The 17,722-nt window shown below is 74.2% G+C and carries 18 protein-coding genes; 10 read left to right on the top strand and 8 right to left on the bottom strand.

Annotation, left to right across the window (positions count from 1 at the left end; all coding sequences use genetic code 11):
* The first annotated feature begins 103 nt into the window (after positions 1-103).
* On the top strand, positions 104-724 hold the full coding sequence (locus tag ACFVXG_RS14305) for a MerR family transcriptional regulator (RefSeq protein ID WP_387927367.1): 621 nt from the start codon (positions 104-106) through the stop codon (positions 722-724).
* A gap of 17 nt (positions 725-741) precedes the next feature.
* Here the strand turns inward: ACFVXG_RS14305 and ACFVXG_RS14300 are convergent, their stop codons facing one another.
* From ACFVXG_RS14300 to ACFVXG_RS14290, 3 genes are read right to left on the bottom strand one after another with little or no spacing between them, the layout of a single operon-like run.
* Positions 742-1,713 (bottom strand): NADPH:quinone oxidoreductase family protein, encoded by a 972-nt coding sequence (locus tag ACFVXG_RS14300; protein ID WP_387927365.1) that lies wholly within the window; start codon positions 1,711-1,713, stop codon positions 742-744.
* On the bottom strand, positions 1,710-2,528 hold the full coding sequence (locus ACFVXG_RS14295; RefSeq protein WP_387927363.1) for an SDR family oxidoreductase: 819 nt from the start codon (positions 2,526-2,528) through the stop codon (positions 1,710-1,712). Before ACFVXG_RS14295 ends, ACFVXG_RS14300 begins: the two co-directional genes overlap by 4 nt.
* Positions 2,525-3,283, bottom strand: a complete 759-nt coding sequence (locus tag ACFVXG_RS14290) for an SDR family oxidoreductase (RefSeq protein WP_387927361.1) — start codon at positions 3,281-3,283, stop codon at positions 2,525-2,527. Before ACFVXG_RS14290 ends, ACFVXG_RS14295 begins: the two co-directional genes overlap by 4 nt.
* 254 nt (positions 3,284-3,537) lie before the next feature.
* Between ACFVXG_RS14290 and ACFVXG_RS14285 the strand changes: the two genes are divergently transcribed.
* The 4 genes from ACFVXG_RS14285 (at position 3,538) to ACFVXG_RS14270 (ending at position 6,963) form a co-directional block, all read left to right on the top strand.
* Entirely contained in the window at positions 3,538-4,164 is a 627-nt protein-coding gene (locus ACFVXG_RS14285) for a TetR/AcrR family transcriptional regulator (protein ID WP_387927360.1), read from the top strand.
* 360 nt (positions 4,165-4,524) lie between these two features.
* Positions 4,525-4,773 (top strand): ABC transporter permease, encoded by a 249-nt coding sequence (locus tag ACFVXG_RS14280; protein ID WP_387927358.1) that lies wholly within the window; start codon positions 4,525-4,527, stop codon positions 4,771-4,773.
* Positions 4,774-4,791: 18 nt separating this feature from the next.
* On the top strand, positions 4,792-5,568 hold the full coding sequence (locus tag ACFVXG_RS14275; RefSeq protein ID WP_387927356.1) for a hypothetical protein: 777 nt from the start codon (positions 4,792-4,794) through the stop codon (positions 5,566-5,568).
* 6 nt (positions 5,569-5,574) lie between these two features.
* Positions 5,575-6,963 carry a hypothetical protein gene (locus tag ACFVXG_RS14270; RefSeq protein ID WP_387927355.1) on the top strand — a complete coding sequence of 463 codons (1,389 nt, stop codon included), beginning with the start codon at positions 5,575-5,577 and terminating at the stop codon, positions 6,961-6,963.
* Between the two features lie 126 nt (positions 6,964-7,089).
* Here the strand turns inward: ACFVXG_RS14270 and ACFVXG_RS14265 are convergent, their stop codons facing one another.
* The 4 genes from ACFVXG_RS14265 to ACFVXG_RS14250 form a co-directional block, all read right to left on the bottom strand.
* Positions 7,090-8,163 carry a M14 family metallopeptidase gene (locus ACFVXG_RS14265; RefSeq protein ID WP_387927353.1) on the bottom strand — a complete coding sequence of 358 codons (1,074 nt, stop codon included), beginning with the start codon at positions 8,161-8,163 and terminating at the stop codon, positions 7,090-7,092.
* 15 nt (positions 8,164-8,178) lie between these two features.
* Positions 8,179-8,517 (bottom strand): hypothetical protein, encoded by a 339-nt coding sequence (locus ACFVXG_RS14260; protein WP_387927352.1) that lies wholly within the window; start codon positions 8,515-8,517, stop codon positions 8,179-8,181.
* A 50-nt stretch (positions 8,518-8,567) separates the two neighbouring features.
* Positions 8,568-9,293 (bottom strand): TetR/AcrR family transcriptional regulator, encoded by a 726-nt coding sequence (locus tag ACFVXG_RS14255; RefSeq protein WP_387927351.1) that lies wholly within the window; start codon positions 9,291-9,293, stop codon positions 8,568-8,570.
* A 276-nt stretch (positions 9,294-9,569) separates the two neighbouring features.
* Positions 9,570-10,211 (bottom strand): LysE family transporter, encoded by a 642-nt coding sequence (locus ACFVXG_RS14250; protein ID WP_387927349.1) that lies wholly within the window; start codon positions 10,209-10,211, stop codon positions 9,570-9,572.
* A gap of 205 nt (positions 10,212-10,416) precedes the next feature.
* On the opposite strand from ACFVXG_RS14250, the gene ACFVXG_RS14245 reads away from it, so the two are divergent.
* Both ACFVXG_RS14245 and ACFVXG_RS14240 read left to right on the top strand, forming a co-directional pair.
* A complete protein-coding gene (locus tag ACFVXG_RS14245) occupies positions 10,417-11,046 on the top strand; it encodes a maleylpyruvate isomerase N-terminal domain-containing protein (protein ID WP_387927347.1) in 630 nt (209 codons plus the stop codon).
* A gap of 174 nt (positions 11,047-11,220) precedes the next feature.
* The gene (locus tag ACFVXG_RS14240) at positions 11,221-11,544 is read left to right on the top strand and encodes a hypothetical protein (RefSeq protein WP_387927837.1); all 324 of its coding nucleotides are present in this window, start codon (positions 11,221-11,223) and stop codon (positions 11,542-11,544) included.
* A gap of 85 nt (positions 11,545-11,629) precedes the next feature.
* Here the strand turns inward: ACFVXG_RS14240 and ACFVXG_RS14235 are convergent, their stop codons facing one another.
* Complete coding sequence (locus tag ACFVXG_RS14235) at positions 11,630-12,529, bottom strand: lysozyme (protein ID WP_387927345.1); 900 nt, start codon at positions 12,527-12,529, stop codon at positions 11,630-11,632.
* Between the two features lie 245 nt (positions 12,530-12,774).
* On the opposite strand from ACFVXG_RS14235, the gene ACFVXG_RS14230 reads away from it, so the two are divergent.
* From ACFVXG_RS14230 to ACFVXG_RS14220, 3 genes are all read left to right on the top strand, one after another.
* Positions 12,775-13,332, top strand: coding sequence for a GNAT family N-acetyltransferase (locus ACFVXG_RS14230; RefSeq protein WP_387927344.1), 558 nt, complete (start codon positions 12,775-12,777; stop codon positions 13,330-13,332).
* Between the two features lie 212 nt (positions 13,333-13,544).
* Positions 13,545-15,383 (top strand): glycosyltransferase family 2 protein, encoded by a 1,839-nt coding sequence (locus ACFVXG_RS14225; RefSeq protein ID WP_387927343.1) that lies wholly within the window; start codon positions 13,545-13,547, stop codon positions 15,381-15,383.
* Positions 15,384-15,532: 149 nt separating this feature from the next.
* On the top strand, positions 15,533-17,701 hold the full coding sequence (locus tag ACFVXG_RS14220) for an acyltransferase family protein (protein ID WP_387927342.1): 2,169 nt from the start codon (positions 15,533-15,535) through the stop codon (positions 17,699-17,701).
* Positions 17,702-17,722: the final 21 nt, after the last annotated feature.

Genomic DNA, 17,722 nt, shown 5'->3' with positions numbered 1-17,722 from the left:
ACATTGGGTAGTGGCACTATCTATGTTAGACAGTGCTGGTATCCAAAAGCCAGGGGAAAGTCCTCCAGAGGAAGCCCCCAGAGGAAAGCCCGAGGTGTCAGCCGTGCGCATCTCCGAACTGAGCCGCCGCAGCGCCGTCCCGACCGCCACCATCAAGTACTACCTGCGCGAGGGCCTGCTGCCGCCCGGCCGGGCCACCGCCGCCACCCAGGCCGAGTACGACGAGGGGCACCTGCGCCGGCTGCGCCTGGTGCGCGCCCTGATCGGCGTGCGGGGGCTGAGCGTGAGCGCCACCCGGGAGGTCCTCGGTGCGGTGGTCGAGCACGCGGGCGAGCGCCACCAGGTGCTCGGCCTGGTGCTCGGCGCCCGCCCGGTCGACGAGGACGCCCAGGAGCCCGAACCGGCGCCCGGCGCCGCCGAAGTGGACGCGCTGATCGGCGCACTGGGCTGGGAGGTCTCCGAGCACGCCCCCGCCCGCGCCGTACTCGGCGAGACCCTGGAGACCCTGCGCTCACTCGGCGCCGAACTCGACCCCGCCGCCCTGCGCGGCTACGCCGAACTGGCCGAGCGCACCGCCGTCCTCGACCTCGACCAACTCGACCCGGACGCCGACCCGCTCGAGCAGGCCGAGCGGGCCCTGCTGCGCACCGTCCTCCTGGAACCCGCCCTGCTCGCCCTGCGGCGGCTCGCCCAGGAGAACGAGTCCGCCCGCCGCAACGCCTGAACCCGGCCGCCCGCGAATCAGTCGCCCAGGACGGCGATCCGCCCGGTGCTGCGGCCGTCGGCGACCAGCTGGACGGCTTCGGCCGCGCCCGCGAGGGGCACCCGGGCGCTGATCAGGGGGCGGACCACGCCCTGTTCGGCGAGCTTGGTCAGCTCGTCGTGGGCGGCGCGCACGGCGCGTGGGTCGTGGGTGTTGTAGAGGCCCCAGTGCAGGCCGAGGATCGCGTAGTTCTTCACCAGGGCGTGGTTGAGGGCCGGTGCCGGGATCTGCCCGGCGGCGAAGCCCACCACCACGATCCGGCCCTCGAAGGCCACGCACTTGGTGGAGCCGGTGTAGGCGTCGCCGCCGACCGGGTCGAAGACCACGTCCGCGCCGCGCCCGCCGGTGAACTCCTTGACGGCGGCGACGAAGTCCCCGGCCGTCCGGTCCACCACCAGGTCGGCGCCGAGCGCCCGGGCCGCCTCCGCCTTGGCCGGACCGCCGACCACGGCGACCACCCGGGCCCCGGCCGCCCGGCCGAGCTGGACGGCCGCGCTGCCGACCCCGCCGGCCGCCGCGTGCACCAGCAGGGTCTCGCCGGCCCGCAGCCGGGCCCGGCGGTGCAGGGCGAACCAGGCGGTCTGGTAGCCGATGTGCAGCGCCGCCGCCTCGGCGTCGTCCAGCGCCTCGGGCGCCGGGAAGGCGGCCGCGGCGTCCAGCAGCGCGTACTCGGCGAAGGCGCCGTGCGGCAGCACCGGGTTGCCGATCAGCCGCTCGCCGCGCCGGGCGCCGTCGGCGACCTCGCCGCACAGCTCCACGCCCGGGGTGAACGGCAGCGGCGGGCGGACCTGGTAGTGCCCGCGCACCATCAGCGCGTCGGGGAAGTTCACCGCCGCGGCCCGGACCCGGACCAGCAGCTGCCCCGGGCCCGGCACCGGCCGGGCGACGTCCCCGGCCAGCCGCATCACCGCGGCCGGCTCCCCGAGCTCACCCACCTGCCAGGCCCTCACAGCGCCCCACCCTCTTCCAGGCTCTGCTGGAGCCGGTTCATCCCGGCGATCCAGCGGTCCGGCTCGGTGGCCCGGACGCGGTAGTACTCGGCGGTCTCGGGGTGCGGCAGGATCAGGAACCGCTCCTCGCGCAGCGCGGCCAGGGTGGCCTCGGCGACGTCCGCCGGGTCCAGGGCGGTCGGCGCGAGCAGCGCCGCGCCGACCGCGCCGGTGGAGGCCAGCATGTCGGTGCGCACGCCCTGGGGGCAGAGCGCGTGCACCCGGACACCGCGGTGGCGGTAGGTGGCGGAGAGCCACTCGGCGAAGGCGAGCGCGCCGTGCTTGCTGACCGCGTACGGGGCCGAGCCGAGCATGGTGAGCAGCCCGGCGGCGGAGACGGTGGCCAGGAAGCGGCCGTGGCCGCGCTCCAGCCAGCGGGGGAGCAGCAGGTCGGCGGCGCGCACGTGCGCCATCACGTTGACCTCCCAGGCGCCGGCCCAGGCCGCGGCCGGCGCGTCGGCGCCGCCGACCGGGGCGACGCCCGCGTTGGCGCACCAGACGTCGATCTCGCCGAGCTCCGCGCGGGCCCGGCCGACCAGGGCGGCGAGGCCCTCGGCGGAGGCGGCGTCCCCGGGTACGGCGGTGCCGCCGAGCTCCTTCGCGACCGCGTGGGCGGCGTCGGCGTCCAGGTCGTTGACCACGACCCGGGCCCCGGCCGCGGCGAAGGCCCGGGCCAGGGCGGCGCCGATGCCGCGCCCGGCGCCGGTGACCACGATGCCCTGGCCGCTCAGCTCAGCCGGCTCGGCCGACCCGCTCTGCCCGCTCGGCCCGGTCACAGGCCACCGCCGAGGGTGACGCCGCCGTCGACCACCAGGGTCTGGCCGGTGATCCAGCCGGCCTCGGGGGAGAGCAGGAAGGCGACCGCGCCCGCGATGTCCTCGGGGACGCCGAGCCGGCCCAGCGGGTAGGCCTTGGCGACCTTCTCCTCCCGGCCCTCGTACAGCGCCTCGGCGAACTTGGTCTTCACCACGGCGGGGGCCACGGCGTTGACCCGGATGCCCTGCGGCCCCAGCTCGGCGCCGAGCTCGGTGGTGAGCCGGATCAGCGCGGCCTTGCTGACGCCGTACATGCCGATCCCGAGCGAGGCGCGGATGCCGGCGATCGAGGCGACGTTGACGACCGAGCCGCCGTGCTCGCCCATCCAGGCGGCGTGCGCCCGGCGGGTCCAGGCCAGCGGGCCGAGCACGTTGACGGCGAAGATCTTGGCGGCGGCGGCCTCGTCGGTCTCCAGGACCGGACCGTAGACCGGGTTGATGCCGGTGTTGTTGACCAGGTGGTCGAGCCGTCCGAAGGCCTCCAGGGTGCGGGCGACCGCCTCCTCCTGGTGGGCCGGGTCGTCGGCCTTGCCCGCGACGGCGATCGCGTTGTCCGGGCCGCCCAGGTCGCGTACGGCCTCGGCGAGCGGCTCGGGGTTGCGGGCGGTGAGGCAGACCTTGGCGCCGCGGTCGACCAGTTCGCGGGCGATGCCGAGGCCGATGCCCCGGCTCGATCCGGTCACGACGGCCACCCGGCCCTTGAAGGAGTGCACCACGGAGGGTCCTGCCTTTCCCGCGAGGATCTGCGGATCCGGAGTTCGGAATCGCCGGCCGGCCGGACGGCTGACTGACGGCTGACCGACGGCCGGCCAGTGGCTGACTAAGCGCTTGCTCAGCATGGTGTCGGTGCGGGAGCCTGTCAACAGTCCGCCGGGCCGGACCGGGCCGGACCGGGCCCTACCGGGTCGGACCGGGCCCCACCCGGTCGTCGGCGGGAATGCCTGTACGAGTTCTCTGGGAGGATGGCGCCATGACCAGCACGCCCATCGCCGACCTCTGGCCCACCATGCCCGGCGCCGACACCCGCCCCGAGGCGGCGTACCGGTTGCTCCAGGCGGCCGTCGAGTCGTTCGCGGAGCGCGGCTTCCACGCCACCACCACCCGGGACATCGCCACCGCGGCCGGCATGAGCCCCGCCGCGCTGTACATCCACTACCAGTCCAAGGCCGCGCTGCTCGCCGAGATCAGCCAGGCCGGGCACGCCGCGACGCTCGCCCTGGTGCGGACGGCGGCGGCCGGCGAGGGCGGACCGGCGGAGCGGATGCGGCGCGTGGTCGAGCAGTTCACCGCCTGGCACGCCCGGGCCCGGACGGTCGGCCGGGTGGTCAACTACGAGCTGCACGCCCTGCCCGAGGACGCCTACGCGGTGGTCGCGGGGCTGCGCCTGGACATCGAGCGCGAGGTCAGCGCACTGATCGAGGCGGGCGTGGCGGCCGGGGAGTTCGAGGTCTCGGAGGTGCGCACGGCGGCCCGCGCCGTCACCTCGCTGGGCATCGACGTCTCCCGCTGGTACACCGAGCGCTCCTCCGGGACGCCGGAGGAACTCGGCCGCCGGTACGGCGAATTGGTGCTGCGGATGCTCGGCGCCCGGGTCTGACCGGAAGGCCCGCGGCACACCGTTAAGGCCCGCGGCACGCCCTTGACCAAACTCCGGGGGTGCGAGGAGACTCGTATACGACGTACGTGTGCCTCGTAGGCGTACAACGCCGACTTCCGGCGTATCCGTATCCGTATCCCCGGCCCGGTCAGACGGACCCCGGCGCGGCCTCCGTCGCCGCGCACCCCAGCAGAACCTCCCGCGGCGGCCGTGCCCCGACCGGCGGCGCCGCCGGGAGCAGACCCCGACCCGGGCCGGCCGGCGGACCGGTCGTGCGCGTGGCGCGCCGGGAGCGGCCCGGGCGGAGGGAGAGGGGAGGCGCAAGCGATGCCTTCCCGGCAAGCAAACCCCCAGCGACGATTGAGCCCGGTCCGACCCCGCTTCTGGCTGGAGACGGCCCTCGGCGGACTGTCCGGCCTGCTGTTCCTGCTCACCCTGGTGTGGCCGCAGTGGATCGAGGCGCTCCTCGGCGTCGACCCGGACGCCGGCAGCGGCGCGGCCGAGTGGCTGGTGGTCGCCCTGGCCGCCGCCGTCACGGCCGCCTGTCTGCTCGGCGCGCGGATCGAGTGGCGCCGGGCGCACCCCGCCCCGGCCCGCGCCGCGCGGTGAGCGGAGAGGAGAGCCGTCATGACCGACACCACCACCACGCCCGCCGCCCCCGAGCAGCTGGCCGCGCTCGTCCGGAAGGCTCCGCTGAGCTTCCTGGGCACGGTCACCCGGGTCGGCGGCACCTCACTCGCGGCCTTCCCGGCCGACCTGCGCGACGCGCGGACCAGTGTGGTCAAGGTGACCGAGGTGCTGCACGCCCCGCCCGCCTTCGCGCGGCTCGCGGGCAGCGAGGTCACCGTCCAACTGGATCCCACGGCCGCGCTGTTGGCGGTCGGGGACACGGCCGCCTTCTTCACCCGGGGGCTGGTCTACGGCACCGGCCTGGGCCTCGTCGAGGTGGGCCGGCTGCCCGCCTCCGCCGTCCAGCACCACGTCGCGCTGGCCGCCACCACCGCCGACGAGATGCCCTTCTCCTCCGTCCAGCGCGCGATCCGCGACCAGGACGTGGCCGCCCACGCCCGGGCGGCGGACGCCGTGGTGCTCGGCGCCGTGGTCGCCCTGGAGGACCTCGGCCTGCGGGACTTCTCCGAGCACGCCCCGCACTGGTGGCGCGCCACGCTCGACGTCTCGCTCGTCGAGTCCGGCGGCCTCGCCCCGGGGCGGACCGGTGTGCTCTACCCGGGCAGCACGGACATCCGCTGGCGCCACGTCCCCAAACCGCGCGCCGGACAGCACGGCCTGTGGCTGCTGCACACCGCGCAGGCCGATCTGACCGCGCAGGCGCCGTACCAGCTGCTCGACCGTGACGACTACCAGCCGGCGCAGAAGCTCGCCGTGCTGAGGGAACGGAGGTGAGCCGACATGCCCACCATCAAGGTCGTGGACATCACTCCCCAGTCGCTGAGCGGTGAGACCGGGCTGGACAGCGAGCCCAGCGTGGCGGTCAACGCCGCGCAGCCGAACGAACTGGTCGCGACCGCCTTCACCCCCGATCCGATGGGAGGCCCGCTCGCGCCGGTCTACGTCTCCACCGACGGTGGGGACACCTGGGTGCTGAACAGCGTGCTGCCGGGGAACAACCCCCGGAGCGGCACCGGCGACATCAGCGTCGGCTTCGCGCTGCAGGGCGGCACGCTCTACACCGGCATCCTGAACGGGCAGAGCTCGGCCCTGCAGATCCTCCGGGCCCCGGACGCCACCTCGGCCGACCCGATGACCGTCCTGGTGGAGCGGCCCAGGGAGGACCAGCCGTGGGTGGTCGCCGACACCGTCACGGGCAACGGCGGCGCGACCGACCGGGTGTACGTCGGCAACAACGACGCCGCCAAGGAGCCCAGGCCCGCCACCGTCGACGTCTCCGGCAACGCCGCCACCGACCCCGCCCCGGCCGGGTTCGTCCCGGTCCAGGTCGACCGGCGGCCGAACGTGGTCCACGACGGTCCGCCGATCCGGATCGCCGTGCACCCGGACGACACCGTCTACGCGGCCTTCGAGAGCTGGACCAACTTCGACCAGACCAGCCTGGTGGTCACCTTCGACGTCGTGGTGACCCGCGACGACAAGGGCGCCCTTGGGGCCGACCCCTTCCAAGCGCTCAAGGACTCGGCCGACAGCGAGGTCGGCCAGCGGGTCGTGAGCGGGCGCACCGTGGTCTTCAACACCCAGGCGGCCTCGCTGGGCCAGGAGCGCACCGGCGCGGACCTGTCGATCGCCGTCGACCCCACCAACTCCGCCAACGTCTACATCGCCTGGTGCGACAACCTGGGCGGCCGCGCCCCCACCGACTACGTGCTGCACGTCCAGCACTCGACCGACCACGGCCAGAGCTGGGCCGAGGCGCGCGGGGACCTGGTCAACGGCAAGAACCCCTCGCTGGCGGTCAACTCCGACGGCCTGGTCGGGCTGGTCTACCAGCAGCTCTCGGACAACCAGTGGACCACGGCGCTGGAGCTCACCTCCGACGTCTGGCAGACCGTGGACAAGCAGGTGCTGCACCAGGCCCCGGGCGACGTACCGCCCTCCGGCGGCGCGCTGCCGTACCTGGGCGACTACATCCGGCTGATCACCGTCGGCCCGGACTTCTACGGCATCTTCGCGGGCAACAACACCCCCGACAACGCCAACTTCCCGGTCGGCGTGACGTACCAGCGCAATGCCAACTTCACCACCCACCAACTGCTCAACACGGACGGGGTGACCCCGGTGGACCCGTCCATCGACCCGTTCTTCTTCCATCGGGCAGCCGCCTGAGCCGCCCGTTCACCCCGCCCGTTCATCGGGGCGCCCGCCACGACCGTTCGTGGCGGGCGCCCCTGCTGTCGGGCACTGTGGTTCGGGGGGTGTTGTGTTCGGGGGTGTTCGTGCGGTGCCCGGTGTTCAGGCGGTGGCCAGGCAGAACTGCACGAGCCCGGCGTCCACGTCGAGGACGATCTTCTCCATCTCCGCCCACGGCGGGTGGAAGCTCTTCACGCCCCACTCGACGGTGAAGCCGAGCACCTTGCCCCGGCCGGGGTCGACGAAGTGGCGGGAGTAGACGTAGTCGTCGCTGGTCCCGCTGGTCGGGTAGAGGTGGAACCCGGTCAGCGGCTTGTACGCCGTACCGCGCACGCCCTGCACGCCCTGGCAGAAGGCGGTGGCGAGTTCGAGCGCCGTGTCGGCGTCGTCCTTGGGGATGTACTCGGCGTACGCGTCGCCGGGCAGGCCGCGCTTGCCGTCGTACTGCGGGTTGCGGAAGTTCATGCCGGGGTCGTCCGACTGGTTCTCGTCGTCGCCCCAGTTGTAGAGCATGTCCTGGGAGTAGCTGTGCACGTCGACGAACCAGCGCGTCCTCGGGTAACGGTCCAGCAGCCAGCGGACGTTGCGGGTCTCGGGCTCGGAGAAGGCGCTCGGGCCCTCGTAGACGTACCGGTCGCACGGGCTGGTCGAGACCTGCGGGGTGGCGGTCGGGGCGAAGGCGGTGGGGAAGTCGAAGAGGAAGTCGTAGTTGCGGTTGAGGTCGATGCCGATGCAGTCGGGGTTCGAACTGCCGCCGGAGTTCGCCGGGTTGCGGTTCTTGCGCCACATCGCGTCGACGGTCTGGCTGTGCAGCCGGCCGTCCGGGTTGACCAGCGGGAAGACCACCAGGTCCAGCCGGAGCAGCAGGTCCTGCACCTGTTGGGCGGTGAAGGAGATGCCGCCGTAGCCGAGGCCGGTACCGGCCTGGAGAGCCTCCAGCAGGTCGGCGGCGAAGTGGACGAGGATCTCGCAGCTGCCCCACTCGCGGGCGTGCACGCCGCCGATCAGCATGACGCAGTCCTTGGGGACCGGCGCGGGGCGGCCGATCTGCAGGGCGTGGGCGGTGCGGCCCTCGATCGAGGGATCGGGCAGGGTGATCAGCTGGGCGGTGCCGGGGTAGGCGGTGGCCAGGCTGGTCACGGCGGATTCGACCTCGGTGATGTTCAGGTACGACATGACGGGCCTCCCGGCTCAGCCGGCGAGCTTGACGGCCAGGCCGTGCGGGACGGCGTCGGCGGCGGCGAACCGGTCGCCGGTGCCGACCTCGGCCTGGGCGGCCCGCCCGTCCGCGCTGGCGTTACCGATCCTGGTGACCGTGACGCCCTCGCGTTCGAGGGCCGCCACCTGGTCGTCCGGGGCGAAGACGTCGATGCCGACGCTGCCGTCCGGTTCCGGCTGCGGGCGTCCGCCGGTGTCGGGGCGTGCTTCGCGCAGCAGGGCGCGCAGGGTGTCCGCGTCGCGGGCGGTGACGCGGAGCTTGAGGATGTCGGGCCGGGGTGGGGTAGGGGGTGCGGTTGGGACGGCGGACATGACGACCTCTGGTGATGAGTACGGATATGTCCGACGTGTACCTCGTATCCTCAGGATCCGCCGTCCTCGTAGAAGGCGTCAAGGGGAGGCTCCGGCATCCCGTCCAGCAGACTGTCCAGTCCGGCCAGCATCTCGGCCCGGTCGTCGAAGTCGGCGAAGCGGGGGACCAGCGCGCGCAACCGCGGGTAGTCGGCCGCGGGCAGCCGGTGCAGGCCCAGGCGCAGCACCGGGTCCGGCTCGTCCGGGTTGTCGACCACCTGGCGCTTGTCCACCAGCAGGCAGCCCAGGTTCCAGGCGACGAAGGTGCGGTAGATCGTCAGGGCGGTGGCGTCGTCGAAACCGGCCCGGCCGAGCACCGCCAGGATGTGCTCGGTGAGCGCGAGGGCCGGAGCCGGCCGGCGGGACACCGGGACGGCCAGCGGGCGGGTCGCGACCAGCGGCAGGATCTCGGGGTGGGCGTGCGCCACGACGGCGAAGGCCTGGGCGATCCGGCGCAGCTCCGTCCGCCACCCGGTCCGGTGCGGGCCGTCGCCGGCGGCGGCGGTGCGCAGCCTGGTGTTGATCTCGGTGAAGTAGGCCTCGGTCAGGCCATCCAGCAGGGCTTCCTTGCCGGGGGTGTAGCGGTACAGCGCCATCGACTCGACGCCGAGCTCCGCCGCCAGCCTGCGCATGGTCAACGCGGCGAGCCCCTCGCGGTCCACCAGGGCGACGGCGGCCTCCAGCACCAGAGGGCGACTCAGGCGCCCGCGTTTCTCGGGGCCGTCCCGCTCAGCCATGTCCGCACTCCTCCGAGTCGGTGCCGGCGTCATCGGCCGTGCCGGGGCCGGACGGGGGGCAGGTTACGCAGCGGATACAGAACCAGGATACAAGGTACGAATCGGTGGAAAACAGGCCTCGAAGGCGCCTCGATCGGTGACGGAGCGCAATCGACGGCGGTGCGGGACGGTGGTTGGCGGCAGGGGCGGCAGGGGCGGCAGGGGCGGCAGGCACGGCGGGTGCGGTCGTTGGCGGCAGGGGCGGCGGGTGCGGTCGTCGGTGGATGGGGGCCCGGGTCAGTCGAGCAGCAGCCGGACGGCGAGCCAGCCGACCAGGGCCGCCGAGCCGAGGGCGGTCAGCAGTCGGCCGCGGGCCCCGGTCAGGGCCCGGCCGAGCAGGGCGCCGCCGGCGGCGAGCAGCAGTTGCCAGCTGGCGGAGGCGGCGAACACGGCGAGGGTGAAGACCGCTCGGGCGAGCGGGTCCGCCGGACTGCCACGGCCGTCGCCCAGGACCAGGGCGGTGAAGTAGAGCACCGTGAGCGGGTTCAGCAGGGTGAGCCCGAGCAGGGTCAGGAAGGCCCGGGCGGGGCCGGGCGGGGTCTGCGTCACCGGGGCCCGGGTGGGATCGGCGGCGGAGTGGCGGGCGCGCAGGGCGGTGAGGGCGGTGACGGCGGTGCGGACGGCCAGGGCGAGCAGGACGAGGGCCGAGCCGATCCGCAGCGGCCCGGCGACCGGCGCCAGCAGCGGCGCGAGGCCGCTGCCGCCGAGCACCGCGAGCAGCGCGTACAGCCCGTCCGCGGTGGCCACGCCGAGGGCGGCACCGGCGCCGGTGCGCAGCGAGGTGCGCGCGGTGAGGGATACGAGGTAGGCCCCGACGGCCCCCACCGGCACGGCGACCCCGTACCCGGCGAGCAGCCCCGCGAGCAGCGCGGCCCTCATGCGCGGGCGCGGTCGGGCCTCCGGGGGCGGCCGGGCTGCTGCTGACCGGCGGCCGGGCGGGCGGCGGCGGTCACGGGCAGCGGGCGGGCGGGTGCGGTGGTCATGGGGCGATGGTGGCGGCCCGGGCGCCGGGGGTGCAAGCGGTTTTCCGTGTGAGGACGGGTAGCGTGGACCGCTCCGTGAACACCGTTTCGAGGAGGCCCCGATGAACAGTCAGAACGACCACGTGCGCGAGCTGTTGGCCGACGCCTGGCAGTCCTGGGCGGAACGCGGCGCGGCCCTGGACGCGGCGGACTGGGACCGGCCCACCCGGCTGACCGAGTGGACCGTCCGGGACCTCTACGCGCACGTGGCGCCGGTGCCGGAGATGTTCACCGGACTGCGCGGGGCCGTCCTGGACGGGCCGGCCGAACTGACCCGCGGGGCGGACATCCTGCGGACCTTCAACCGGCCCGGCGGGCTCGCCCACACCGCCGCCGGGCAGGTCGCCGAGCTGGCCAAGGAGGCCGCCGGGGCGAACGAACCGGCCGTGCTGATCGCCCGGTTCGGCACCGAGGGCCCGGAGGCCCTGGCCGGGCTCGCGGACCTGCCGCCGAGCACGGTGGTGGCGCACCCGCTGCTCGGCAGCGTCACGGTCGGGGCGCTCGGCGAGGTGGCGCTGATGGAGGCGACCGTCCACCTGCTGGACCTGGTCGCGGCGGTCGGCGGGCCCGCGCCGGCCGAGGGGGCGCTGCACTTCACCCGCGCGCTGCTGGCCGAGGTCGCCGACCCGGTGGCCTTCATCGAGGCGGCGGCGGGCCGGAGTTCGGAGCTGGTGCTGCCGGTCATCCGCTGACCCCGGCGGGGCGTTCGCGCTGGTCAGTCGTATGATCGGGGCCGACGGCGGATCGGACGGCGGATCGGACGACGGACCGGACGGTGGACCGGACGACGGATCGGTCGGATCAGTCGACGGAGCAACGGGGGGAAGCCGATGGACAACCTGTGGAACCTGTGGTGGCTGCTGCCCATGGTCATCTACGGCGGATCGGACCTCGCCCGCAAGGCGTTGAAGACCCGTCACAAGCGCAAGCTGGAGGTGCTGGAGGCGACCGAGCGGCAGCGGGTCGCCCTGGAGGCGGCCGGCCGCCCGCCCGAGCCGGTCTGCGGCTGCACCCACCACCTGGCCAAGCACGACAAGCAGGGCCGCTGCCACGAGGTGGTCGAGGCGCCCACCGCCTGGGACGCCGAGCGGCGCCCGGTGAGCTACGAGCCGCGCCCCTGCAACTGCCAGCAGTACGTGGGCCCGGAGCCGCTGGGCACGGTGTACGCGCCGGAGCTCACCGACCGTTGAGCCGGTTGCTCGCTGACCGTTGAGCCCGCTGCTCCCCGCGCCGTCGGTCCGGTGCGGGGAGCAGCGGTGTGCCCGGTGTGCCCGGTCAGCCCAGGGCGAGCGCGCTCAGCCGGTCGGCCGCGCCGTTGAACAGGTCCTGGTCACCGGGGAAGGTGCCGGAGTCGGCGTACTGCCAGAAGGTCTGGTAGCCCCAGCCGTTCGGCAGGGTGCCGGCGGTGGAGGAGTAGCGGGCGATCCAGAGCGGGTTGGTGGCACCGAAGCCGCCGTAGTTGCCGGTGCAACTCGCCCACCAGTTGGTCGTGGTGTAGATCGTCGGGTAGCGCCCGGTGCGGTTGAGGACGGTGTTGCTGAAGTCCCTGATCCAGCCGACCATCGCGCTCTGGCCCAGGCCGTAGCAGCTGGCGCCGTACGGGTTGTACTCGATGTCGAGTGCAGGCGGCAGGGTCGCGCCGTCGGCTGACCAGCCGCCGCCGTGGTCGACGAACCAGTTGGCCTGGGCGGAGCCGGAGGAGTTGTTCGGCAGCGCGAAGTGGTAGGCGCCGCGGATCAGTCCGGCGTTGTAGGAGCCGTTGTACTGCTGGGCGAAGTACGGGTTGGTGTAGCTGGTGCCCTCGGTGGCCTTGACGTAGGCGAACTGGGCGCCGTTGGCCGCGGCCGTGGACCAGTCGACGTTGCCCTGGTAGCTGGCGACGTCCATTCCGGGGGTCTGGGTGGCGGCGAGGGTGGCCAGGGCCGGTGCGTCGGTGCGGCCCTCGTGGGCGGCGACGGTGGAGCCGGCGAAGTCGCGGTCGGGGTGGAAGGCCGGCCGGGCCTCGGCGGTAGGGGAGGCGGTGAGAGGGGCGGGGTCGGCCGCGTACGCGGGTGCGGTGACGCCGGTGACCAGGGCGGTCGCGGCGGCGAGCACGGCGAGGACGGACAGCCGACGGCGGGTTCCAGGTCTTCTGGTGGTACCGGTGGGGCGGGCGGAGCGGGAAGAGCGGGGCATGGACACTCCTCTGGTTCCGGTACGAATGGCCCAACGGGCTTGGTGCGGACGGAACTTGGTCCGACCGGGGAGCAGGGTAGCCATGTACCCGCCAGCTGCGCCAGGTGTCCGCGCCCCGTCGAGGACCGGGGGTCCGGTGGTGCGGGTCGCTACGCTCCGGGGCCGGTGTCGATCCCCGGCTCCCGCTGTCAGGGCAATGTGGCACGATGCGTGAAAGTCGACATTCACGAGAACGAGGTGGCGCCATGCCCGAGACCGCAGCCAGGACCGCCGGTGAGCTGACCTTCCGCCCTGCGACCCTCGCCGATGTCCCGGCGCTGGTCGAACTGGTCGAGTCCGCTTACCGGGGTGAGGCCAGCAAGGCCGGCTGGACCAGTGAGGCGGACCTGCTGGGCGGGCAGCGCACCGACGCGGCGGGTGTCGCCGAGGCCGTCGGGCACGCCGACGGGTTGGTGCTGCTGGCCGAGCGGGACGGCGAGCTGCTCGCCTGCTGCCAGCTGGAGCGGCGCGGCGACCGGGCGTACTTCGGCATGTTCTCGGTGCGCCCCGGCCTCCAGGGCGGCGGGATCGGGCGGCTGGTGCTCGCCGAGGCGGAGCGGCTGGCGGGCGAGGAGTGGGGGGTCGGCTCGATGGAGATGACGGTGATCGAGCAGCGCGCCGAGCTGATCGCCTGGTACGAGCGCCGCGGCTTCCGGCGGACCGGCGTGTACAGCCCGTTCCCGTACGGGGACGAGCGGTTCGGCGTCCCGCGTCGGCCGGACCTCCGGTTCGAGCAGCTGGTGAAGGAGCTCAAGTCGGCCTGAGGGAGGGGCTGGAGGAGGGCTGGAGGAGGGCTGAAGGAGGGGCTGTTCTGTTGATCGTTTGATGGTCTGTCGTCCTACTGATGCACCGTCAAGTCGCTGAGCTGGAGCGATGCGGAGATGTCATACCTCGTTCATGATTGGTCCAGACCAATGTGAGAGGCTGAAGCCCGTACGGCGAAGTTCCGTCCGATGCCCAGGGGGGCCATTTCCGCATGCCCGTACTCCATGGCACCGCCATGCCCGCACCCGACACCGGTCCGCACCCGGAACCCGCGGACCCCGACCTCCGACTGCCGAGCCCGCCCGACGACGAGGAGCTCTACTGGTACTTCGGCCCGCAGCGCCGCTGGGTGCTGCTCTGCGCCACCCTCTCCTACGCGGGAGCCACCGCCACCCTCGGCCTGTTCGCGCTGAGCAAGCCGCTGCTCTGGCCGTTCCTGCTGCTCACCGTGCTCAACGCCGCCACCTGGCTGCTCTCGCTCACCGACGGCCAGCGGGCCCGCCGCTTCACCCGCGACTCGCACGACCTGCTGCTGCGCGCCTGGAGCCCCGCCCGCCACCCGAGCGTGGACCTGCTGCTGCCGACCGCCGGCGAACCGCTCGCCGTCCTCGACAACGCCTACCGGCACACCGCCGCCGTCCGGTGGCCCGGCGAGCTGACCGTCCTGGTCCTCGACGACGCCGACCGCCCCGAAGTGCGCGAACTCGCCCGCTCCTACGGCTTCCAGTACCGCGCCCGCCCCGACCGCGGCCGCTTCAAGAAGGCCGGCAACCTCAACCACGGCCTGGCCGAGGGCACCGGCGAGATCATCGCCGTCCTCGACGCCGACTTCTGCCCCCGCCCCGACTTCCTGCACCACCTGGTGCCCTACCTCGACAACCCCGAGGTCGGCATCGTGCAGAGCCCGCAGTGCTTCGACACCGACGCCGACATGTCCTGGCTCGAACGCGCCGCGGGAGCGACCCAGGAGATCTTCTACCGCTGGATCCAGCCCTCCCGGGACGCCCAGGACGGCACCGTCTGCTGCGGCACCAACGCGCTCTACCGGCGCGCCGCCCTGCAGCGGATCGGCGGCTTCGCCGAGATCGACCACAGCGAGGACCTCTACACCGGCCTCGCCCTCGCCCGGGCCGGCTGGAGCACCCGGTACGTCCCCGCGCTGGTCGCCAAGGGCATGTCGCCCACCGGCCTGCCCGCCTTCATCAGCCAGCAGTACCGCTGGTGCCTCGGCTCGCTCGCCCTCGTCCGCGACCCGGACTTCCGCAGCGGCCCGCTCCCGCGGTCGGCCCGGCTCTGCTTCTGGAACGGCATCCTCGGCTACGTCACCAGCGCGGTGAACGTCTTCGCCGTGCCGCTGCCCGCGCTGATCATGCTGTTCTTCGCCCCCGAGCAGATCCAGCCCTGGCAGGTGCTGCCCTTCCTGCCGCCGATCTGGGTCGCCCTGGTGCTGCTGCCCGCGATGTCCCGCACCCGCTGGCGCTTCGAGGTCACCCGGGTCCAACTCCTGGGCGGGCTCTGCCACGTGATCGCCATCGCCCACGCGCTGCGCCGCCGCTCCGCCGACTGGGTGCCCACCGGCGCCGTCTCCGGCGGGACCGCCCTGGCCCGTAGCGTCGCCCGACTCGGCGTCGGCTGGCTCGGGTTCGTCGTCCTCGCGGGCGCGGCCGGCTTGGTACGCGCCGGACTGGAGTACGGCTGGCGGCCGTTCTGGGCGCTCACCGCGCTGCTCGGGCTCACCGCGTACACCATGGTCCCGCTGATCAGGGCCCTGTGGCCGCTGGTCGGCACCGGCCGGGGCGCGGGGGCCGGGAACGGCGGCAAGGGCGCCGCCGTCGGCGAGGTCGCCGCACCGGCGCGGCGCCGGGCCCGTGTCGGCTCCGGAGTCGGCTCCGGAGTCGGCTCCGGTGTCGGCTCGGACCTCGGTTCCGGTGTCGGCTCGGACCTCGGCTCCGACCTCGGCTTCGGCCGGGCGGAGGCCGTCGCCGTCACCGCCGTGCTGCTGCTCTGCGGGGTGCTCGCCTCCGGCTGGGCCGACCCGCTGATCTTCTGACCCACCCGCTTGCCCGCTTCACCGCTTCACCGCTTTCCCCGCTGCGTTTCCTTGCGCGTCGCCCCACCGGCGCGGAACCCGCCGCTCGGCCGCCCCAACGGCCCGGCGGGCCCCCGACCACCGATGCCAGCCCAGCAAGGAGCACCGCCGTGTCAACGGCCGTACCGCCGTCGCCGTCCACGTCCGACGACGAGGTGTCCACGAACGAGATCCTGCCCGGAATCGTCCGGGTGGACCGGCAGGCCGCCGCCGCCGGAACCACCTCGACCTCCGCCACCTCCGCCACCTCCGCCTCCGGCGCCGTCGTGGCGTCGACGGGAGAACCCCGCCGCCGCACCGCCTTCCGCCCCGACATCGAGGGACTGCGCGGCATCGCCGTGCTCTCCGTCCTCGCCTACCACGCCGCCGTCCCCGGCCCGACCGGGGGCTACGTCGGCGTCGACATCTTCTTCGTCATCTCCGGCTTCCTCATCACCGGCCTGCTCACCGGCCGCCCGATCGGCCTGTGGGACTTCGCCGCCCGCCGCGCCCGCCGCATCCTGCCCGCCGCCGCCACCGTCCTGGTCGCCACCGCCGCCGCCGGCGGCGCCCTGCTCGACCCGCTGCGCGGCACCGACCTCGCCCACGACCTGATCGCCGCCGCCGGACAGTTCGCCAACTGGCGCTTCGTCGGCCAGCAGACCGACTACCTCGCCGCCGAACACGACCCCAGCCCGCTCCAGCACTTCTGGTCCCTCGGGGTGGAGAACCAGTTCTACCTGCTCTGGGGCGTCCTGTTGCTCGGCCTCGCCCGCTATCTGCACGGGCGACGCCGCACCGTGGCGATCACCCTCGCCACCCTCGCCGTCGGCGGGCTCTCACTCGCCCTCTGCCTGCGCTGGACGGCGACCTCGGCGCCGCTCGCCTACTTCTCCACCGGCAGCCGACTCTGGGAGTTCGCAGCAGGGGCGTGCGCGGCCCTGCTGGGCAGCGCGCTCGCCGCCCGCACGCCGGGGCGCACCCCCGGCCGCGCGCTGACCGGGGCGCTGCGGCTGCTCGGCTGGGCCGGCCTGGCGGCCGTCCTCGGCTCGATCCTCCTGTACGACCGCACCACCCCCTTCCCGGGCGCGGCCGCCCTGCTGCCCGTCCTCGGCACCGCCGCCCTGCTGCTCGCCGCCCCCGCCGACCGGATCGTCGGCGGCCTCCTCGCCACCCGCCCGCTGCGCGCCGCCGGCCGCCTCTCGTACGCCTGGTACCTGTGGCACTGGCCGGTGCTGACCATCGCCCAGGCCCGCTACGGCCAGCTGTCCTGGACGGTGCTCCTCGCCCTCACCGCCGCCAGCGCGCTGCCCGCCTGGCTCACCCTGCGACTCGTCGAACAGCCCCTGCGGTACGGCAGCAGCCCGGCGCCCCGGCGCGGCCTCGCCGTCGGCGCCAGCGCGCTCGTCATCCCGCTGATCGCGGCGCTCACCCTCGGCGGCGGCACCGTCCGCGCGCTCGGCGGCACCGCGTCCGCCCAGGCCGGCGCCCCCGCCGGAGCCGTCGACGGGCCCGCCCTGCTCGCCCCCGGCGCCCGGGTGCTCGGCCTCACCCCCTCGCTCGCCCGCGCCCGGGAGGACTTCCCGCCCGGCAAGGGCTGCGAGATCCCGCTCAACGCCGACAGCAGCCCCCGCTGCCTCTTCGGCAACCAGGACAGCCCCGACCGGATCGTGCTGCTCGGCGACTCGCACGCCGGACAGTGGATCTCCGCCGGGCTCGCGCTCGCCGAACAGCGGCACTGGGCCCTGGAGGTCCTGGTCAAGCCCGGCTGCCCGCTGGCCACCCTGACCGTGCGCAACGACGTCCTCGGCCGCACCTACGACGAATGCGACCGCTGGCGCGAGAACACCCTCACCCGGCTCACCTCCGGGCCCAAGCCCCGGCTGGTCCTGATGGCCGGCCTCAACCGCTACGGCAGCCAGGAGGAACGCGCCGCCGGCTGGACCCGCACCCTGGACCGCCTCACCGCCCTCGGCGCCCCGCTCGCCTACCTCGGCGACACCCCGATGCCGGGCAAGGACATCCCCACCTGCCTGGCCGCCTCCGACGGCCGCTCCGACGCCTGCTTCTTCCCCCGCGAGACCGCCTTCGAGCCCGACCCCCTGCTCGACGGCGGCCTCGCGGCCCGCTACGGCGTCCGCACCCTCGACCTCGGGCCGGTGCTCTGCCCGGGCAGTGGCCCGAGCTGCCCGGCCGTCCTGGAGGGCGTGGTGCTCTACCGGGACACCGGGCACATCACGGACACCCTGGCCCGGGTGCTGGCGCCGCGGATCGACAAGGGGGTGCTGGGCGCGCCGTGACGCCGGGGGCCGGGCCAGGGT

The organism is Kitasatospora sp. NPDC058162 (assembly GCF_042884005.1).
Taxonomy (GTDB): domain Bacteria; phylum Actinomycetota; class Actinomycetes; order Streptomycetales; family Streptomycetaceae; genus Kitasatospora.
Note: the sequence above shows the minus strand (reverse complement) of the source record. Positions and strands in the feature narration are given on the sequence as shown.